Below are 18,195 nucleotides of genomic sequence, written 5' to 3'. Positions count from 1 at the left end.
CGAGCGCGTTGATAACACATTAAAGACTGTCATGTTTTGTGACAAAAAGACATTTATATACTATACGTCTTGTTGGGATACTTAATAAAACCACATCCAGTAAAAATATGATAATTCTGTGTAGCTCAATAGAAGGTTTATTATCTTTTAATAACTCTACTGATCCATTCTTTGTCAGCTGTGCGTATCTTCACTAAGTACACACCATGTGGCAGTACTGACATATGAATCCGGGCTTTATCAAAATTTAAATCATAAGGTACAATAACCACCCTGCCGTCTGTACCTATCAGTTGCAAGGTATCAATACGCTTATTTGTTTGAATGTGTAACACTGATTGCACGGGATTAGGATAAACCTGTAGCGCATTATTGGCCATTGCCTTTTCTACATCTGTACTCACATCAACTGTTGAGCCTTGCAATACTATAGTAGTAATGGGACTATCCGGATCGGACGAATGAACTTTCAGATTGGCCAAATAATTTTGATTCAGGGTTGGTGCAAAATTAACATCTACCGAATATACCTGACCGGGTACAAGTACCATGGGAGTAAACACCGCATTAAAGGCATCAGATGTTGAGCTAATTTCGGTGAGCGATAAATTGCGTGTGCCAGAATTTTTAATATTCAAAGTGAGCGTTTGTTCGGTATGGATGGGCACATCCACATAATTTAATTGGTCGGCATCTGTTACAATATTCTCAATTCCGGTAACTTTAAGCAAAACAGGAACCACTACAGGGCCTGAAGCAATATCATTGTTGTTAATTAAAATATCGGCTACATACTCCCCTTGAATCAACCTACGCGCATTTATCTTAAAGCTTAAACTGTCTGTTTGAATGCCTGTCATAAACGAATAGCCTCTTTCCACATCGCAAACGCTCGTACCTAATTCGGCTATACAATGCATCAGAGCATTGTACATTAATTGTTGATGACCCGCAGCATTAAAATATTGGAACGACTCATCACTCATGGCCAATATTTTTCCGTTGTCTAATTCTGTCAATGCCGAATAGCAATTACCTACTCCATCATTTATAAGCCTAACGGCAGGAGCGCTAACCTTTAAGGTACACTCAGCGTAGTTTCCAATTAAATATCCGTTAAGGGATTCGGTTATTTGATGTGCTAACAAATTAGCCTCGCCCCCTTTGGCGGCCTGTGCCTCATAACTTATTCCGGTACCTTGCAGCACATCGTTATATTGAGCAATAATGCCATCGCCCTGAATAATCAAAAATCCACCTTTACATATCCACTCCCTCAGTTCGTTTTTTCCTGAAACTAAAAAATCGGCCGAGTCGTCCACTATCAGCACATCCAACGAATTAAGCGACTCAGACAGATTGGCTTTAGTAATATGCTTACAAAGTGCCCCCTGCGTTGTTAAATTGTTTTTTAAATCAATGTAATAAAATACATTTCGTGCCAATCCCACGCTAAGCCCATTATATGCACCGGTAGCATCATAATACCGAATAGGGCTTTGCGGTTTTCCTTTTTGATAGATGGCTTTTAACTCACCGGTGTAGGCCAACAAACCATGATTTATATTATCTACCCTGATAAAACTATCTACCTTTTGTCCGCTGAGGATGTTTATACGCACGGTATCGTTGCCCACTAACAACTGAGGGGGAGCACTTATGGAAAGCTGTTTTTTCAAAGTATCTTTTGAAACACAATTATCTACAGCAAGCTGCACCTCGTAGCTACCGGAATGAGTATATTTATAAACAGGGTTAGGCTCATTTGAAGTGTCCCCATTTCCAAAATCCCATTCCCAAACGCTAGCCTTAGGCTTTGAGTTATCCACAAAATGCAAGTCGAAGTTAACGGGTAGGTTTTCGTCCTCTACATAAAAATCGGCTTTTACCTGTGTTCCGCTATCAAAACCCACCGTACTCCATCTTGCTTTAAAGCCTTTGGCCGAAACTGTGGCATCTGAACTAAAAACCAAAAACATACTGCCCGAAGTTGCTTTTATGAGCATAGGAACATCTGCTACCCCTTTTATGGAGGCCAGCAAAGGAGCTGTTTCGTCCTTGCCGTCGTATATTTTTAATCCGTCGCAACATCCTTCTGTTTCAAAGGCTTCAATGGTTAATAATACTTCTTTGGCACACGATGGTTCAATTAAAAACTTATCCTGCGCATTGTGCAGATAATTTCCGTTGGCACCTCCCGAATCGTAGATATACCCCGATGGAAATGTGGATTGAGTATGAATCCCTAATTTAAAATTTGTGGCCACACGTATTTTTTGGCTCTTCGTTGTTGAACCAAATTCATTTGCAACCGTAAGCTCAACATTATAAACACCATCGGCTAAATAAGTTACCGTTGGGTTAGGCTCGGATGTATATTCGGGTTGACCTCCTTCAAAATACCAGCTCCTGTTTGTAGATATATTATCGCTTACATCCTCAAAAGATACGCTTCCGTTAACAAAAACAAGAGTATCACTCATGGTAAAATTGGCTACCGGCGCATTGGTGTTACGCCGCAAAATCACGGTGTAATCTTCATATTGCCCATAGTGCGAACTATTTTGTGCATCCAAGGTAGTTGCATAATCAAATCTGTCGCTGCCTACCCGTAAACGCAACGGTACGTCGAAGACTTTCCCTGCCGGTATTTTTATTTCTGCGTTGTGATACGTGGTTGCTGTGGAAGTAAAAATATTTTCGTTAGGGCCGGCGAATAAACCATCGTTATTTATATCCAACCAAACACCAACCGCCTCTTTAAATTCGGTACCGGTGCGTATAGCCAATTTATATTTTATTCCTTCGGTTAATTCCGTTTGGTTGCCGCAGGTAAAATCGGCATAACCTTCGTTAGCACCCTGCGAACGATGGTCTATTTGGTTTATACTAATACTGTAAATTCCTCCGCTGCTATTCTTCAGGCTCGCCGGTATATGAACCGCAGGCACAGGAACACTTTGCTGTGAAACAGAAATATAGTTCTCAACCTCGATAACATCGCCAGTGTTACATGCCGACGTGCCGGTAACCTCAAGTTTAACGTCATACTCCCCCGGAAAGGCAATGTTTAGTACTGGGTTTGGTTCGGTGCTAAATTCAACACCATTTAAATACCAGGTATAGCTTTGGGCATGGGTACTGATACTTTGCAGCGCTATAGTTGAAGGCACTCCACAAAAATTGGTTTGTTCCGCTGTAAAGGCCGCCGTTACCGCATTCTCGAATGGTGCTCCTACCCCCACAGCATACCATGCGTTTGTTACCTGAATAACCTCATTAGAGCACGCACCATATAAATCAATGGCCGATTGGATAGCATAAAAACGCGCATCTTCAAAATTACTATAACGACTCAGGTAAACGGTTAAATTGCGATAAGCAATGGCCTCAGCGGCCTCAATGCCTATGGCCTCCACCATATAACTATTGCCTTTGTCGTTGACACCGTGTCCGCCCTCGCATAACAAATAAAACCAATAATTCTGAACCATTGAATTACTATGCACCCCGCCATGGTCGGACATTCCCACCACCCAATAATCGCCTTGATAGGTGTCGGGCTGAAATTTGCTTTTAGGATCAGCCATGCTCCTCATGTAAGAAGTGCCATCCAAATATATTTGTTCCCCCACCAAATAGTTGGCTGTGCCGGGGTTGGCATAAAAATCAATGGCCAGGCCAAAAATATCTGCGAAGGATTCGTTAAGCGCACCAGGCTCGTTTAAATACTCCAGGTCGGCGGTATGTGATATAAGCCCGTGGGTAATCTCATGCCCCACAATATCCAGGCTGGTAAACGCACCCATTATAATCCCATCGCCATCACCATAGGTCATCCTATCGCCGTCCCAAAAGGCATTGCCGTAATTATTACCGTAATGCACATACGATTTTAGGGCAAAACCATTGTCGTCGATTGAGTTGCGCCCAAACTTATAGAAAAAATAATCGTAGGTTTTTTGGGCACCATAATGAGCATCATAAGCCACCTGATCCGTGGGGTTGTCCCAATAATTATCATTATCCACTATTTCTGACGCATCCGTATAATATTGATTATGGTTTAAACTGTAGGTAAATATTCCCTGCCCCCGCGAATGTTCGTTTAAAACATAGCCTTGCTGATGTAAACTGGTGGTTATTTCAACCGTTCCGCTGTATTGTGTGAGCGCTGTACCTGTGTAATCGGCATGATGAATCCTGGAAACCCGCTTTACCACCTCCCCCGAAAGCGCATTGATATATACGTACTCGCGTTGCATGGGCTGTAAAGCATAAACATCAATTTTATAGCATAAGGTTAACAGGCTGTCGCCTGGCACATAGAGCAATTGGGCTTGGGGGTACAAAGCGGGCGTACTATCCCATATAAACTCCCTGGCCTTAAAAAGGGAAATAGCTTTTTTAATCGCCTGTACCTTAGAGATAGAGGGAACGGAGACGGCGACAGTGGTTTTAATCGCCTTACCACTTGCACTTACTACCTTTCCGTTTTTAAAGTGGACGGAATAACCCATTCCCTCAACAGGGATGTTATTAAAATATAGCTGGAATTTTTCATGTTTGTTTCCGCGGGAATCGATCTGCTTTTTTTCAATTTTAAGATGATACGCGTTTGGCAAACCAATTTTTTGTTTTAAAACGCCGCCATCCATTGCATCCGTTGTTTTAAGGGAGGAGGGTGAAAGCTCGAAGTATTCTACCAGACCTGTATTTTTATTCACCCTTACTTTTTGCGTACCATCTACAATATCATTGCTTTGCCTTCCGGTAAACAATTGTGCATTGATGCCTGTAACAGACAACGCCAGCGTTAGTATAGTTATCAGCCCCCTCAAATTGTGTTGTGTTAACCTTAATTCTGCAAAAAAATGATCTCAGACCATAAGCATGATAAATATACGCAAACAAGAGGTGTCTATCAAAAATGTTTTGATAAATCCATTAATCCAGATGTTGTATCACACAATTTATTGCACCAAAGAGGGGGCCGGCAGAGTGTAAGTTTTAATTCTTATGCTTTTATGCTGTAATTATTCTCTTTTCTTTTTCAATAGCAGATAAAAACTTTCTCCGGCATAGGTTATCATTGTTTCTGTGCAGGAACATGGCACAGCACCCGGCGACACATCAATAGGGACTTTATATGAGTAACAATGATTTGAAAAGACCTTTCACATCGCTATAGGGACAGACTTGTAGGTTTAATACACTCTACTCATATCCGCTGCCAAAGGGCATTGCCCCTGTTTATCAATCAATAATAAATATTGCCTGAGTATAATTTGCAGCTAATATTGAAAACATCCATAACCGGGCATAATTAACCCAAAGCCCCAACAACACATTACTACAGGATCTTGCTCGTGGCAGTGTTAATAAATGGCACCCAATTATTTACCTAACACTTTACAATAAAACTGCAGCACACTCGCTTAAGAATTATTATTAACAATACCCTACAGTCCTTTCACCAAAGGAGACTCGATCTCCTCATCCTTGTCTTTTTTAAGCACAAAGCGTTTGTAGTACGAAAAAAGCAAGGTGGTAACAGGCAGCGCAATCAGCATACCCAACAAGCCCAGCAGGCTGCCCCATACGGATAGCGCCAATAAAATAATGGCCGGGTGCAAACCATATACACGCCCCATTATTTTAGGTACCAATACGGTTTCCTGAATCAGTTGTACCACCCCCATAACAATGCTTGCCAACAAAATAACATGCCAAAAACTTTGTCCGCTTTCCATGGCTCTGAGTAAGGACAGCAAGGCCACCGGAATTAAACCTGCTATCTGCAAATAAGGCACAATATTTAAGGCACCGATAAATAAACCGATAATTATGGCCATGGGCAGGCCTATAATCCGAAACCCAATAGCCAACAATACGCCCACGATAAGTGCGATTAAACCTTGAGCCCTAAAATAAATTTGCATGCCCTGTGTCAGGTCGCTAAAAATTTCCTCTACAGGTTCGCGATATTGCGGTGGCACCAGTCCGGGCCAACCATCGGCTATCCGCTTAAAGTCAACGAGTAGAAACACCAGGTATACCAATATAATGAGTAAACCCACCACGCCAAAAAGAAAACTCATGGATCCTGAAAAAACTTTCCATGCCTGACCAAATATACTCTTAAGCGAATTGGTCACACTTTGCGCTTTCAATATCTCGGTAAAATCGGTGTTATTAATATACGCATTGATGTAATCAATCACTTCTTGAGGCAAAATATCGGATACCTTAGCCTGATTAAGATATACACGAATGAGCTGTACCATTTTGGTCATTTCGGCAAAAAACTGAGGTACCAGCCAGGTGAGTAAAAAATAAGTACTTCCAAACACAATGAGAAGGCTGCTGAGCACAGCCAAACTCCTGTATTTAAAACGGCATTTGAATTGAAAAAAATCCACCATGGGATTAATCAAATAAGCCAATAAAAGGGCAATAAAAAAGGGAATAAGCGCACCGCTCAATCTGTTTAGCAGAAAATAAACGGCAAATAAAAAGGCTATGGACAAAACCATCCGTACTACCCGATCAAAGGTATATGGCTTTGAATGTTGTGAGTTCATATACAATAAAATTTTCGGCAATATATAAATAATGTAGATAAGCCCTAATTTTCAGAAAAATAAAATGAGTTAATCTGCGTTTATTATTTAGTACAATACCCGCGCTGTAAACGATTGTTAATTTTTGTAATTATTTATGTACATTTGAGTTGTAAAAAATAGGATTTAACATCATTAATCCCTATTTTTACTTTTTAATCACTTTACGCAAAAAATATTCTTTATTTATTTACCCACAACACATTAGGCCAACAAACAACTGATGCGCACACTAAACAAACACCTAATCATTCTACTCTTTTCGCTGTCGATACTTTCATGCGAAAGGGAATTTGTGTATTTAAGTGGCTCCGACGGTTTAAAGTTTTCAGTTGACACCCTAATGTTCGATACTATTTTTACTTCATTGGGTTCCGTCACCAAAAATTTTAGGGTGTACAACCCATATGACGAAGACCTGATCATTCCAACGATACAATTGTCGGGGAGCGAAAAAGGTAATTTCAGGATAAATGTGAACGGACAGCCCGAGCCACTGGTAGAAAACGTAAAGATAAATGCCAAGGACAGCTTACTTATTTTTGTTGATGTGACCATCAAACCCGACGACGAAAACAGTCCTTTTGTGGTTGACGATTCCATAATGTTTTATGTGGGCGAAAAAACACAAAAAGTAAACTTAGTGGCCTATGGACAAAATGTTGTACTACTAAAAAATGATACTATAAAAACCACTACTTTTACAGCAGACAAGCCCTATTTGATATACGATGTTTTGGTGGTAGATACTTTGGAAACTTTAACCATAGAACCCGGCGCAAGATTGCACTTCCACAACGATGCCTACTTATTTGTTGTTGGCAGTATGCAGGTAAACGGAACACCCGAAGAGCCGGTATCATTTTTAAGCGATAGGTTAGACGATTGGTACAAGGACAAACCCGGACAGTGGGGCTATATTCATTTTATGCCCGGAAGCTTTGATAATGTGATAAATCATGCCATAATACAAAATGGAACAATGGGGGTTTTTGCCGATTCTGTTGGGCTGGATAATGATGCGCCATTAAAAATAAGCAATACTGTTATCAACCACATTTCGCAATTTGGGATACTTACGCAAAATTCGAAGGTAGATGTATCTAATACGGTGATTGGCAATTGCGGTCATCACTCCGTAGCCTTAACGCTGGGTGGAACCTATAACTTTTATCACTGCACCATAGCCAATTACTTTCCTGCGTGGAGCATTCGGAACACCCCTGCCCTATTTTTAAACAATTACTTTATCGACGAATCGGACGATGAAGTGGTTAACCCACTCATCGAAGCTAATTTTTACAACTCCATTGTGCATGGCAGGCAATTTACCGAAATAGGTTTCGACTTTCATAAAGATGTGGAAAAGGGCACCGAGGACGAAAGCAAGTTTAACTATAAATTCGTGAACTGTGTGCTGAAATCCGGAAACCTGGATGTATCGGACAAAACAAGATATATTAGCGTTTGGGCTAACGAGGATCCCAACTTTATTGATATTAAGAATTATAATTATCAGCTGGATACCCTATCTTTTTGCAAAGACATAGGCGATGAAGAGCTTGCCAAAAAATTTCCCTACGACATTCTAAACAATAACAGACTCAATGATACAGCCCCCGACCTTGGAGCGTACGAAAGAATTGAGAAAGAGTAAACTGCATTTTTGTTTTTTAATTCTCGTTTTAAATTTCCCACTCACCCTCCTTGCACAAAACAATGGTGAATTGGGCGTGATGTTTTACAATGTGGAGAATCTATTCGACACAAAAAACGACAGCCTGAAATCCGACGACGAATTTACTCCCTTTGGTGATAAGTTTTGGACTTATACCAAATATTCGGATAAACTTAAAAACATATCGCGCGTAATACTGGAAGCTGGTGGTTGGAATCCGCCTTTTGTAATTGGCTTGTGCGAAGTGGAAAACAAAAAAGTGCTTAACGACTTGGTTTGGAAAACAGGACTCAATCATCTTAATTACCACATCATTCACCACGAATCGCCTGACGAAAGAGGTATAGATGTTGCACTGCTATATCGCAACAACCTATTCACCCCTTTGGAGTCCATACCCATAAAGGTTGACTTTGGTAAGGGCTTACGCTCCACACGCGATCTATTGTATGTGTTTGGCTTATTAAAAGATAGCATACCACTACATGTATTTGTAGCACATTTCCCTTCTCGCTATGGCGGCGTGCAAAACACCAAACCACTCAGATATAAGGCAGCCCAGCTACTTACCGACACCATAAGCTACATTCTCCATCATGATGCGAATGCGCAAATTATAGCTATGGGCGATTTTAACGATGACGCGGAGGACGAGAGCATGCAATATCTAATTAAAAACGGACACCTTGTAAACCTTTCCCCAACAGCCGAAACCATTGGTAACGCCAAGGGCACCTTAAAATACCAATATGCTTGGAACACTTTTGACCAGTTTCTACTTTCAAAAAACCTGATCGACACCACCCGCACCTTTTTTGCCGAAACACCCATGAAAATTCTGGATTTCCCCTTTTTGTTGGAGGCGGATCTTAACTTTACCGGAACCAAGCCCTTTAGAACCTATGTTGGATATAAATATAACGGTGGTTACAGCGATCATTTGCCTATATGGCTAAATTTTAGAATAATAAAACGATAGGTAAAATTTATCGCTTTACTTACCTCATTTACATTTAAATATCCCTATTTACACACTACTCTCTGCAATAGCATTGCCTACATTATTATTGGGTAATATTTAAATTCTGCCTAAGCCATTCGTATAATGCCACGCTACAGGCTTGCGACACATTCATCGATTTTATGGCACCAATCATTGGAATGTGATAAAAACTGTTTATGTGTGCCAGTATCTCCTGGGGCAGTCCATGTATTTCGTTGCCCAGCACTACAACCATTTTTTTGGGAAGCTTGCCTTCCATTAGGTTTGCAGAATCGTGCACGGTTTCAATCGCTACAATATCGTAATCAATGGGAATATGGCTTTTCCAGTTGTCCGGGTCGCAAAACAACCACTCTATTTGTCCGGCAGCTGCACCGGCCACTTTTTTTATTTTACTATGGCGTACGGATTGTTCGTGACCAATAAACAGCACCTTAGCACACCCAAAATTACAGGCCACACGAATGATATGTCCCATGTTTTCAGGCGATTTTAATTGGTACGCCACCACCACAGGACCATCTGCAGCTATACTGTATCGCAAAGATGAAAAAAGTGTCCCACTTTTAGTTTCCGGACTATTTGTCATGTTTTTGTTCTTCTAATCCCATTTCTTTCCCCAGTTTCATCATTAAGCGGAAAGCCTGCTCTCTATCATTTTCTATTTCTCCTTCGAGTATGGATTCTTTAATGGCGGCTTTTATATCCCCGATTTGACGGCAGGGACCGATACCAAAAGTTTTCATTATATCGTCGCCGCTAATGGGTGGTTGAAAATTACGCAATCTATCTTTTTCTTCAATCTCCTTGAGCTTTCGGCGTACCACCTTAAAATTTTTCAGATACCGCCGAACTTTAGCCTCATTTTTTGAGGTGATGTCGGCTTCGCACAAAGTCATCAGCGCATCTATATCGTCGCCGGCATCAAAAAGCAGGCGGCGCACTGCAGAGTCTGTCACCTCATCTTCCGACAGCACAATGGGTCGCATATGCAGATGCACCATCTTTTGCACAAACTTCATCTTATCATTCATCGGAAATTTCATTCGCTTGAAAATTTTGGGCACCATTTTTTGTCCCACATGATTGTGCGCATGAAAAGTCCAACCTAACTTTTGATCGAAGCGTTTGGTTACCGGTTTGGCAATATCGTGAAACACCGCTGCCCAACGCAACCAAACATCATTCGTATTTGGAGCTATCCTGTCCAATACTTTTAATGTATGATAAAAATTATCCTTGTGCTTCTGCCCATTCACCTCTTCTACCCCTTTCATAGCTTGCAGCTCGGGCAGTATAATTTGTAATAACCCGGTTATTTCCAACAACTTAAAGGCTACCGAAGGAACCTCTCCCATAATCATCTTATTCAACTCATCCACAACACGTTCGCGCGAAACGATATGAATACGATCCTTGTTGTTTTTTATTCCCTGAAAAGTATGCTCCTCAATGTTAAATTTAAAACGTGCGGCAAAACGAATCGCTCTTAACATGCGCAAAGGATCGTCAGAGAAGGTGAGGTCGGGGTTAAGGGGTGTACGGATAATACCTTTTCTTAAGTCCTCCTCCCCACCAAACGGATCTGCCAAATTTCCGAAAGTATCTTTATTTAAGGATAATGCCAGCGCGTTAATAGTGAAATCCCGCCGATTTTGGTCGTCGTAAATGGTACCATCTTCAACAATAGGCTTACGCGAATCTCTTTGATACGATTCTTTTCGGGCGCCCACAAACTCAATTTCCAAGTCTCTGTATTTGAACATGGCAGTCCCAAAGTTCTTAAATACAGCCACTTTTAGACCTCCCAATTTATCTGCCACTTTTTCCGCCATTTCAATTCCACTGCCCCGCACCACAATATCTATATCTTTGGAGGGCATTCCTAACAACAAATCTCTTACATATCCACCAATAACATATGTTTCTGTATGATTTACATCTGCCACATGCCTTATCGCATTAAACACCGTACCTCCAAGTTTTTCACGTATTTTATTTTCTGTCATATTTTGTATTTAATGGACAAGATTTTCATTTGGGGTGACAAAATTACAATTTATTTACCGGATAATGCAATGATTGCATTACTCGCATCAACATGTATCTATCCCTGATTTCATATCTGTGCTATCTAATTAGTGCACCTAAGAAAATTCGGATGTTTTTGTGTGGCTCGATAAAAAACGCCAAAGACAAAGCCTGTTCCGCCTTAGCGGAAGCTTGTGACCGCGTGCCGCCTAAGCTTTAGCGATGGAGCAAGTCAGGAAAAGCGGAGTCCCGAAATAGATTTTGTAAGGTTTTTATTTAAAAACCAACAAAAATCATAATCGGGATGAGTATTTTTCTGACAAGCGTAACGCAGTATTTGGCGTTTTCTTATAGGCACTAATTATAGCTCCTTAGCACTCTGTAAAATACTACCGCACGCATAATTCACAAGCTTTCAAACATATCTTCAGCTGTATTGTTTACACTACAAACGCCAAAGAAATAAAAGCAGGTATATTAAATACCTTGAATTATGGCACACATATTGATATTGACATATCAAGATTTTTAGATACATTTGTATCGTAAAAGTAAATTAGAATTATCATTTAAAGTAAATAATCATGTTAGAAAATTTGACAAAAGAAACATTCAAAGAAAAAGTATTTAATTTTGAAGAAAATAAAGACTGGAAATTTGCTGGTGACAAGCCATGCTTAATCGATTTTTATGCCGATTGGTGTGGACCATGTAAAACAATTGCCCCGGTGCTGGAAGAACTATCGAAAGATTACGACGGTAAACTGGATATTTATAAAGTAGATACCGAAGCCGAAAAAGAATTAGCCGGCATGTTTGGTATACAGAGTATCCCGTCCTTACTTTTTGTACCCACCGAGGGCCAGCCACAGATGGCACAAGGTGCACTACCTAAAGACTCTCTAAAAAAAGCATTTAAAGATGTTTTAAAAGTTAGTTTAGACTAAACTTTCAATCCTACATCGCCCCTAATAATCCGTCGAAAAACGGCTTATTATTTAGGGCTAGTTACCAACAAACAGATTAAACACATGCTGAAAAACCGATTTCAGAATCGGTTTTTCAGCATACATTCAATTCAAAACAATGAAAGCATTTATTATTTCAGGCTTGTTATCGGTTTTTATTTTATCCAACGCTTCTTGTACCAATACTACAGGGTCAGAATCAACATCTCAAAACACCAATAAAAATGAGGTGATTTACTTAAACCAGGAATCGTTTAAAAAATTAGTTTTTAACTACGAATCAAACAAAGAATGGGTCTACAACGGAAAGGTACCTGCTATTCTGGATTTTTATGCTGATTGGTGCGGACCCTGTCGCCAAATAGCCCCCATTTTAAAAGAGTTGCAAAAAGAGTACGAAGGTAAAGTTCAAGTGTTTAAAGTAGATACGGATAAGGAAAAAGAACTGGCAGCTGTTTTTGGCATCCGAAGCTTGCCTACCCTTGTTTTTATACCATTAAATGGCCAGCCGCAAGCCGTGATGGGTGCACGACCTAAGGCCGAGTTCGAAAAAATGGTGAGTGAAGTTTTAAAAGTCAACAAGTAAAAATAAAAAATAGTTTTTAAAAGTCGATGCATTATCCCAAACCATGAAATTTGTTCTAGCTGATGATTACATATCGCAATAAAAAGTAGATATTTGCTTTGGTTTGCCCACAAAATACTTACTTTTATTAGCGTATAAAATTAACACCTTAAAAATGAACAGATTTACTTGTTTTATGGTAATGCTTTTTGTTGCAACAGCCAGCTTTGCACAAAACGACAGCATTCAAAAGCAGCCCCTTGTATACAAATTCGATATAAAAAGGGAAATAGGGAGTACTTCGTGGATACATACCCAAAGTGCCATTGACGAAGCTACCCAACTTGAGGCAGACATAATACTACTGCACCTTAATACCTATGGCGGCCAAGTGGTGTTTGCCGATTCCATCCGGACAAAAATATTGAACAGCAGAATTCCGGTGCACGTATTTATCGATAACAATGCAGCCTCGGCCGGTGCATTAATTTCCATTGCCTGCGACAGCATTTATATGCGTCCGGGCGCCAATATAGGAGCCGCCACAGTGGTTAATCAAACCGGCGAACAGATGCCCGACAAATACCAAAGCTATATGCGCTCCACCATACGGGCCACCGCCGAAGCACACGGCAAAGACACCGTGATTGCAGGCGGCGACACTACTTTTATTTGGAAACGGGATCCCAGTATTGCCGAAGCCATGGTTGATGAAAGCATTTACATTGCCGGCATAATCGATTCTGGCAAAATACTCACATTCACCACCTTAGAAGCTATTGAACATGGTTTTTGCGAAGGTAAAGCAGATGATGTTAACGAAGTTATAGAAAAACTGGGTTATAACAATTATAAGATAGTAAACTACAAACCAACTTTTTATAGCGAAGTAAAAGGTTTTTTAACCAACCCTGTTTTTCATGGTATTTTAATATTAATAATCATTGGTGGTTTATATTTTGAGTTGCAATCCCCCGGCATAGGATTTCCATTACTTGCCTCGGCCATTGCCGCAGTGCTGTATTTTGCTCCTTTATACATAGATGGCCTTGCTGCCAATTGGGAAATCATCCTGTTTATTATTGGTATTGTGCTTATTGCCGTAGAAATATTTGTGATACCGGGTTTTGGTTTAGCCGGCATTTCGGGCATCATACTGGTATTTACGGGTCTTACGCTTAGCCTTGTAGATAATGTGGTATTTGATTTCTCAAATGTTCCGACCAAGGAATTGTTTATGTCGCTTATCATTGTCTCAGCAGGATCGTTCCTTTCGTTTATAATAGCCATACCCTTAAGTCAAAAACTCCTATCCAGCGGCCCTTTGAAAGGAATAACACTGCAAAGCTCGCAGGAAATCGATCTGGGATACATTGGTGTTGATATTGAACCGCGAAAACTTATTGGTTCTACAGGCATTGCCCATACCACCCTTAGGCCCTCGGGTAAAGTGATTATTAATGAGGAGCTTTTTGATGCGGTTGCCGAAGCCGGAATGATATACAAAGACGAAAAAGTGAAAGTTACAAGATATGCTTCCGGTCAGCTCTATGTGATTAAGCACTTGTAAAGACGAATTAATACAAAGAAAAGTAGAAAATAACACAAGCTACAGCACTTTTTTTACGTATATCGAAAAATAATTAACGAAAAATATTTATTTTGACCCCGTATTTTGTGCTTAACGGCACAGTCGCAAAAGCATGGTGTTAATATTTTATGTAAACCGGCTTCACCCGGCCTAAAACCAAAGGGTGCTCAGTGAAAAATAGTGGCTTAATTATTATGAAATCAAAAGAAAATTTTGGTAAGAAGAGGGGTAAACGATCAACTTACAATGACTTTGATGACAAATTAAAACCAGTTAAATCCAACACTGGCAAATCAGGTAAAAAAATCTCCATTTACGAAAGTCTGGATGATGACTTTGACGAAAGTGAGCTCGACGAACTGTTCAAGTACAGAGACACAGAATCAGACGAGGACGATTATGATGATGAAGACGATGAAGACTACGCTGAAGATGACGAAGAAGAATAAGCAATAGTTTTATCGACAAAGCAAAAAACAACCAAGCCTTTTCTGTGCTTGGTTTTATATTGTACTATGGACGATAACAATACGTGCAACTGGGCATTGACCTCGAAGGCGATGCTACACTACCATAACCACGAGTGGGCTGTGCCGGTGCATGACGACCGAAAATTATTTGAATTCCTGATTCTGGATGCATTTCAAGCAGGCTTATCATGGAGCACTATATTAAATAAACGCGATAATTTCCGGATGGCTTTTGATGGTTTCAACTGGAAAAAAGTAGCCCAATATGATGAACCCAAAGAATTAGAACTATTGCAAAACAAGGGTATTATCCGTAATAAACTTAAAGTTAAGGCGGCCATTACCAATGCGAAAGCGTTTATTAAAATAAGAGAAGAGTTTGGCTCATTTGACACCTATCTTTGGGCTTTTGTGGGCAATACACCCATGGTAAATAATTATAAAACGATGGGTGAAATACCTGCCACTAATCCTCAGGCCGAAGCACTAAGCAAAGACTTAAAAAAACGCGGTTTCAAATTTGTTGGCCCTACCATTATTTATGCTTTTATGCAGGCCGCAGGCTTGGTAAACGACCATCTTGTAAATTGCAGGCGACATAAAGAAGTGATGGCTTTTTATTAGAGGTATTCTTTAGTTTGTGGCTCCGTATACGTATAAAAAAACACGCGCCTGTAATAGGGAGATTATTTACCCCATCCTTCAAGAAAAGGGAAGAGCAAGAGAGCCTCGATAGATAAGCACTGCTTCACCAATTTTATTTATCATGCAATCTCTTTCCCTCTCTTATTTTATCAAAAAATCCATCATCTTTTCATTTTCCAAAAACACCTCAAAGCGTTCTCCAATGTTTACTTTACCCACTCCTTGTGGAGTTCCGGTATAAATTAAATCGCCTATCTTTAAAGTAAAATATTTAGAAACATAGGCTACAATATCGTCCACTTTAAAAAGCATATCGCCCGTAAAACCTTTTTGCCTCACCTCACCGTTGACCAATAAGGTAAAGTTTATATTTTGAATATCTTTGAATCGCTGTTTCGGGATAAAACGCTTCGAAAGCCCTGCCGATCGATCAAAAGCTTTGGCGCGCTCCCATGGCAAACCTTTAGCTTTAAGCTTGCTTTGCAAATCACGGGCAGTAAAATCTATGCCCATACCTATTTCCTCATAATACCTATGGGCAAAATTTGCTGCTATACTCTTACCCACACGGTTAATTTTTACAACCATCTCTGTTTCGTAATGAAACTCCTCGGCAAAATCAGGTACAAAAAAGGGTTCGTTATTACGTAACAGGGCTGTTTCGGGCTTTAAAAAAATTACCGGTTCTTCGGGTATTTCGTTCCCCAACTCTCTGGCATGATCGACATAATTACGACCTATACAAATTATCTTCATTTTAAACCTACTACTTACTAAAAGCTCTTAATTTAATATTGGTAATCACCTTTTTGGTATACAAAGGAAAATCGCCCTGCATAATCCATCCATAATAACCGGGATCTGTATCTAATATATCCTTTACTTTTCGGCCCTTATGCTTACCAAAATTAATGCACTCATCACCATCCTCATCGTACACCAGACGACCGGCAAAATCGGCATGTTTGGTATAAGCCGAAAATTCGGCCAGGTAGGCTACATCGTTTTTTAAGTCGGGATAACGCTCGAGTTGAGCCAAAAGCACCTCGTAAGTAGCACGGGTGTCGGCTATGGCACTATGGGCATCATCCAAATTTTTATCGCAATAAAATTTATACGCAGCTTCTAAAGTTCGTTTTTCCTTTTTATGAAAAATGGTTTGTACATCTATAAACTTTCGTTTTTTCATATCAATATCTACCCCTGCTCTTATAAACTCTTCAGCCAACAGGGGAATATCAAACTTATTGGAGTTGTATCCTCCCAAATCGCACCCTTCGATAAACTTAGCAACTTTTTTGGCCACCGATTTAAAAGTAGGGCAATCCTTCACGTCTTCATCGTAATAGCCATGTATCTCCGATGTCTTTTTTGGAATGTGCATTTCCGGATTGATCAAATATCGTTGCGTTTCTTCCGAGCCGTCGAGGTTTATTTTTATAGCCGCCAACTCAACTATCCTGTCGGTTGCAACATTAATACCTGTGGTTTCTAAATCAAAAAATACAATCGGGTTCTTTAAGTTAAGCTTCATTTTTTTATATTAGATAGTAGGAGAATAATAGTTTATGAGAGGGTACATTAATGGCTTTCAAATTAGTAATACAACAATGTACTCTTCGTATTATACAAGGCACAAAAATAAGGTAAATGTGCTTTATTACAACTATTCAATGGTTTCTTTTATGGCTATTGAATTTGATTGTACTCCTCGTTAAAGATCGGGCATCAATTTTACAATATCCATTTTCTCGATTTAGTGAACCATTTGTTCTGCTTCGATGTTTCAGTAAAGTAAACAAAAAAATTATGGAACGAAGAAACTTTATCAGAACCGCAGGCATGGTTGCTTTAGCCGGTACAATTGCACCTTCTTTATTAAGTTGCCAAAATAGCAGCAAATCCAAACCCTTTGCAGGCCATGTATTTAATGAGCTGCCTTATGCTTACAATGCACTGGAACCATACATTGATGCGCAAACCATGGAGCTCCATTACAGCAAGCATCATCAAGGTTACTATAACAAGTTTATGGCAGCCATCAAAGGCAGCGATCTGGAAAAAACCGAAATGCCTAAAATTTTTAAAAACATAAGCAAGTACGATGATAATGTACGTAACAATGGTGGTGGATATTACAACCATTCGCTTTTTTGGAACAACATGAGCCCTAAAGGTGGCGATGCCAGTCCGGTATTGCTTAAGGCAATAGAAAAGGAGTTTGGTTCGATGGATAATTTTAAGACAGCATTTAACCAACAAGCTAAAACACAGTTTGGCAGCGGATGGGCTTGGCTGGTGTTAAACAGCAACAAAAAATTGGAAGTAGGAAATACAGCCAACCAGGATAACCCATGGATGCCCGATGTGGATATCAAAGGGGTACCATTACTTGCGCTGGATGTGTGGGAACATGCCTACTATTTAAAATATCAAAACAAAAGAGGTGATTATATTAATGCTTTTTGGAACGTGGTAAACTGGAACGAGGTGAACGAAAGATACCATCACGCCATTAAAATGTAGTTCTGACAAGATAAAGCAACCGCTCAAATCTACCCAAGGAATAACTATATGCTTTATGCAGACAGGGACTGAGGTGACTAAACATAAAGCGGTGC

At 40.0% G+C, this 18,195-nt stretch carries 14 protein-coding genes; 8 read left to right on the top strand and 6 right to left on the bottom strand.

What is annotated here, in order from left to right:
- Window positions 1-140 precede the first annotated feature (140 nt).
- Together FN809_RS00565 and FN809_RS00560 are read right to left on the bottom strand one after the other, a co-directional pair.
- Window positions 141-4,841, bottom strand: coding sequence for a M4 family metallopeptidase (locus FN809_RS00565; RefSeq protein ID WP_142531536.1), 4,701 nt, complete (start codon window positions 4,839-4,841; stop codon window positions 141-143).
- A 621-nt stretch (window positions 4,842-5,462) separates the two neighbouring features.
- Entirely contained in the window at window positions 5,463-6,584 is a 1,122-nt protein-coding gene (locus FN809_RS00560) for an AI-2E family transporter (RefSeq protein ID WP_142531535.1), read from the bottom strand.
- Window positions 6,585-6,846: 262 nt separating this feature from the next.
- Here FN809_RS00560 and FN809_RS00555 point away from each other — a divergent pair, with 262 nt between their 5' ends.
- Both FN809_RS00555 and FN809_RS00550 read left to right on the top strand, forming a co-directional pair.
- Window positions 6,847-8,280 carry a hypothetical protein gene (locus FN809_RS00555; RefSeq protein ID WP_142531534.1) on the top strand — a complete coding sequence of 478 codons (1,434 nt, stop codon included), beginning with the start codon at window positions 6,847-6,849 and terminating at the stop codon, window positions 8,278-8,280.
- Window positions 8,231-9,280: an endonuclease/exonuclease/phosphatase family protein gene (locus FN809_RS00550; RefSeq protein WP_142531533.1), complete on the top strand. Its 1,050-nt coding sequence runs from the start codon at window positions 8,231-8,233 to the stop codon at window positions 9,278-9,280. The genes FN809_RS00555 and FN809_RS00550 overlap by 50 nt, the downstream gene beginning before the upstream one ends.
- An 85-nt stretch (window positions 9,281-9,365) precedes the next feature.
- Here FN809_RS00550 and FN809_RS00545 read toward each other — a convergent pair whose 3' ends face one another.
- Window positions 9,366-9,893: a TrmH family RNA methyltransferase gene (locus FN809_RS00545; RefSeq protein ID WP_142531532.1), complete on the bottom strand. Its 528-nt coding sequence runs from the start codon at window positions 9,891-9,893 to the stop codon at window positions 9,366-9,368.
- Window positions 9,883-11,313 (bottom strand): CCA tRNA nucleotidyltransferase, encoded by a 1,431-nt coding sequence (locus FN809_RS00540; protein ID WP_142531531.1) that lies wholly within the window; start codon window positions 11,311-11,313, stop codon window positions 9,883-9,885. Before FN809_RS00540 ends, FN809_RS00545 begins: the two co-directional genes overlap by 11 nt.
- A gap of 606 nt (window positions 11,314-11,919) precedes the next feature.
- On the opposite strand from FN809_RS00540, the gene trxA (FN809_RS00535) reads away from it, so the two are divergent.
- From trxA (FN809_RS00535) to FN809_RS00515, 5 genes are all read left to right on the top strand, one after another.
- Entirely contained in the window at window positions 11,920-12,282 is a 363-nt protein-coding gene (gene trxA, locus FN809_RS00535) for a thioredoxin (protein WP_142531530.1), read from the top strand.
- A gap of 139 nt (window positions 12,283-12,421) precedes the next feature.
- Window positions 12,422-12,889: a thioredoxin gene (gene trxA, locus FN809_RS00530; RefSeq protein WP_142531529.1), complete on the top strand. Its 468-nt coding sequence runs from the start codon at window positions 12,422-12,424 to the stop codon at window positions 12,887-12,889.
- 154 nt (window positions 12,890-13,043) lie between these two features.
- Window positions 13,044-14,438, top strand: a complete 1,395-nt coding sequence (locus FN809_RS00525; protein WP_142531528.1) for an NfeD family protein — start codon at window positions 13,044-13,046, stop codon at window positions 14,436-14,438.
- Window positions 14,439-14,653: 215 nt separating this feature from the next.
- Complete coding sequence (locus FN809_RS00520; protein ID WP_142531527.1) at window positions 14,654-14,908, top strand: hypothetical protein; 255 nt, start codon at window positions 14,654-14,656, stop codon at window positions 14,906-14,908.
- Window positions 14,909-14,974: 66 nt separating this feature from the next.
- Window positions 14,975-15,553: a DNA-3-methyladenine glycosylase I gene (locus FN809_RS00515; RefSeq protein ID WP_142531526.1), complete on the top strand. Its 579-nt coding sequence runs from the start codon at window positions 14,975-14,977 to the stop codon at window positions 15,551-15,553.
- A gap of 162 nt (window positions 15,554-15,715) precedes the next feature.
- On the opposite strand, the gene FN809_RS00510 is transcribed toward FN809_RS00515, so the two are convergent.
- Window positions 15,716-16,330 carry a fumarylacetoacetate hydrolase family protein gene (locus FN809_RS00510; RefSeq protein ID WP_142531525.1) on the bottom strand — a complete coding sequence of 205 codons (615 nt, stop codon included), beginning with the start codon at window positions 16,328-16,330 and terminating at the stop codon, window positions 15,716-15,718.
- A gap of 10 nt (window positions 16,331-16,340) precedes the next feature.
- Window positions 16,341-17,108, bottom strand: coding sequence for a 3'-5' exonuclease (locus FN809_RS00505; protein ID WP_142531524.1), 768 nt, complete (start codon window positions 17,106-17,108; stop codon window positions 16,341-16,343).
- Between the two features lie 275 nt (window positions 17,109-17,383).
- On the opposite strand from FN809_RS00505, the gene FN809_RS00500 reads away from it, so the two are divergent.
- Window positions 17,384-18,100 (top strand): superoxide dismutase, encoded by a 717-nt coding sequence (locus FN809_RS00500; protein WP_142531523.1) that lies wholly within the window; start codon window positions 17,384-17,386, stop codon window positions 18,098-18,100.
- Window positions 18,101-18,195 lie beyond the last annotated feature (95 nt).

The sequence above is a fragment of the Saccharicrinis carchari genome (genome assembly GCF_900182605.1).
In the GTDB taxonomy this organism is placed as follows: Bacteria; Bacteroidota; Bacteroidia; order Bacteroidales; family Marinilabiliaceae; genus Saccharicrinis; species Saccharicrinis carchari.
The sequence above is the reverse complement of the archived record's forward strand: the minus strand, read 5'-3'. Positions and strand labels throughout refer to the sequence as shown.

What these genes read in the sequence shown, in the direction of transcription:
- FN809_RS00560 (WP_142531535.1), bottom strand. Translation starts at nt 6,584, where the DNA reads ATGAACTCACAACATTCAAAGCCATATACCTTTGATCGGGTAGTACGG.
- FN809_RS00555 (WP_142531534.1), top strand. Translation starts at nt 6,847, where the DNA reads ATGCGCACACTAAACAAACACCTAATCATTCTACTCTTTTCGCTGTCG.
- FN809_RS00550 (WP_142531533.1), top strand. Translation starts at nt 8,231, where the DNA reads ATGATACAGCCCCCGACCTTGGAGCGTACGAAAGAATTGAGAAAGAGT.
- FN809_RS00545 (WP_142531532.1), bottom strand. Translation starts at nt 9,893, where the DNA reads ATGACAAATAGTCCGGAAACTAAAAGTGGGACACTTTTTTCATCTTTG.
- FN809_RS00540 (WP_142531531.1), bottom strand. Translation starts at nt 11,313, where the DNA reads ATGACAGAAAATAAAATACGTGAAAAACTTGGAGGTACGGTGTTTAAT.
- trxA (WP_142531530.1), top strand. Translation starts at nt 11,920, where the DNA reads ATGTTAGAAAATTTGACAAAAGAAACATTCAAAGAAAAAGTATTTAAT.
- trxA (WP_142531529.1), top strand. Translation starts at nt 12,422, where the DNA reads ATGAAAGCATTTATTATTTCAGGCTTGTTATCGGTTTTTATTTTATCC.
- FN809_RS00525 (WP_142531528.1), top strand. Translation starts at nt 13,044, where the DNA reads ATGAACAGATTTACTTGTTTTATGGTAATGCTTTTTGTTGCAACAGCC.
- FN809_RS00520 (WP_142531527.1), top strand. Translation starts at nt 14,654, where the DNA reads ATGAAATCAAAAGAAAATTTTGGTAAGAAGAGGGGTAAACGATCAACT.
- FN809_RS00515 (WP_142531526.1), top strand. Translation starts at nt 14,975, where the DNA reads ATGGACGATAACAATACGTGCAACTGGGCATTGACCTCGAAGGCGATG.
- FN809_RS00510 (WP_142531525.1), bottom strand. Translation starts at nt 16,330, where the DNA reads ATGAAGATAATTTGTATAGGTCGTAATTATGTCGATCATGCCAGAGAG.
- FN809_RS00505 (WP_142531524.1), bottom strand. Translation starts at nt 17,108, where the DNA reads ATGAAGCTTAACTTAAAGAACCCGATTGTATTTTTTGATTTAGAAACC.
- FN809_RS00500 (WP_142531523.1), top strand. Translation starts at nt 17,384, where the DNA reads ATGGAACGAAGAAACTTTATCAGAACCGCAGGCATGGTTGCTTTAGCC.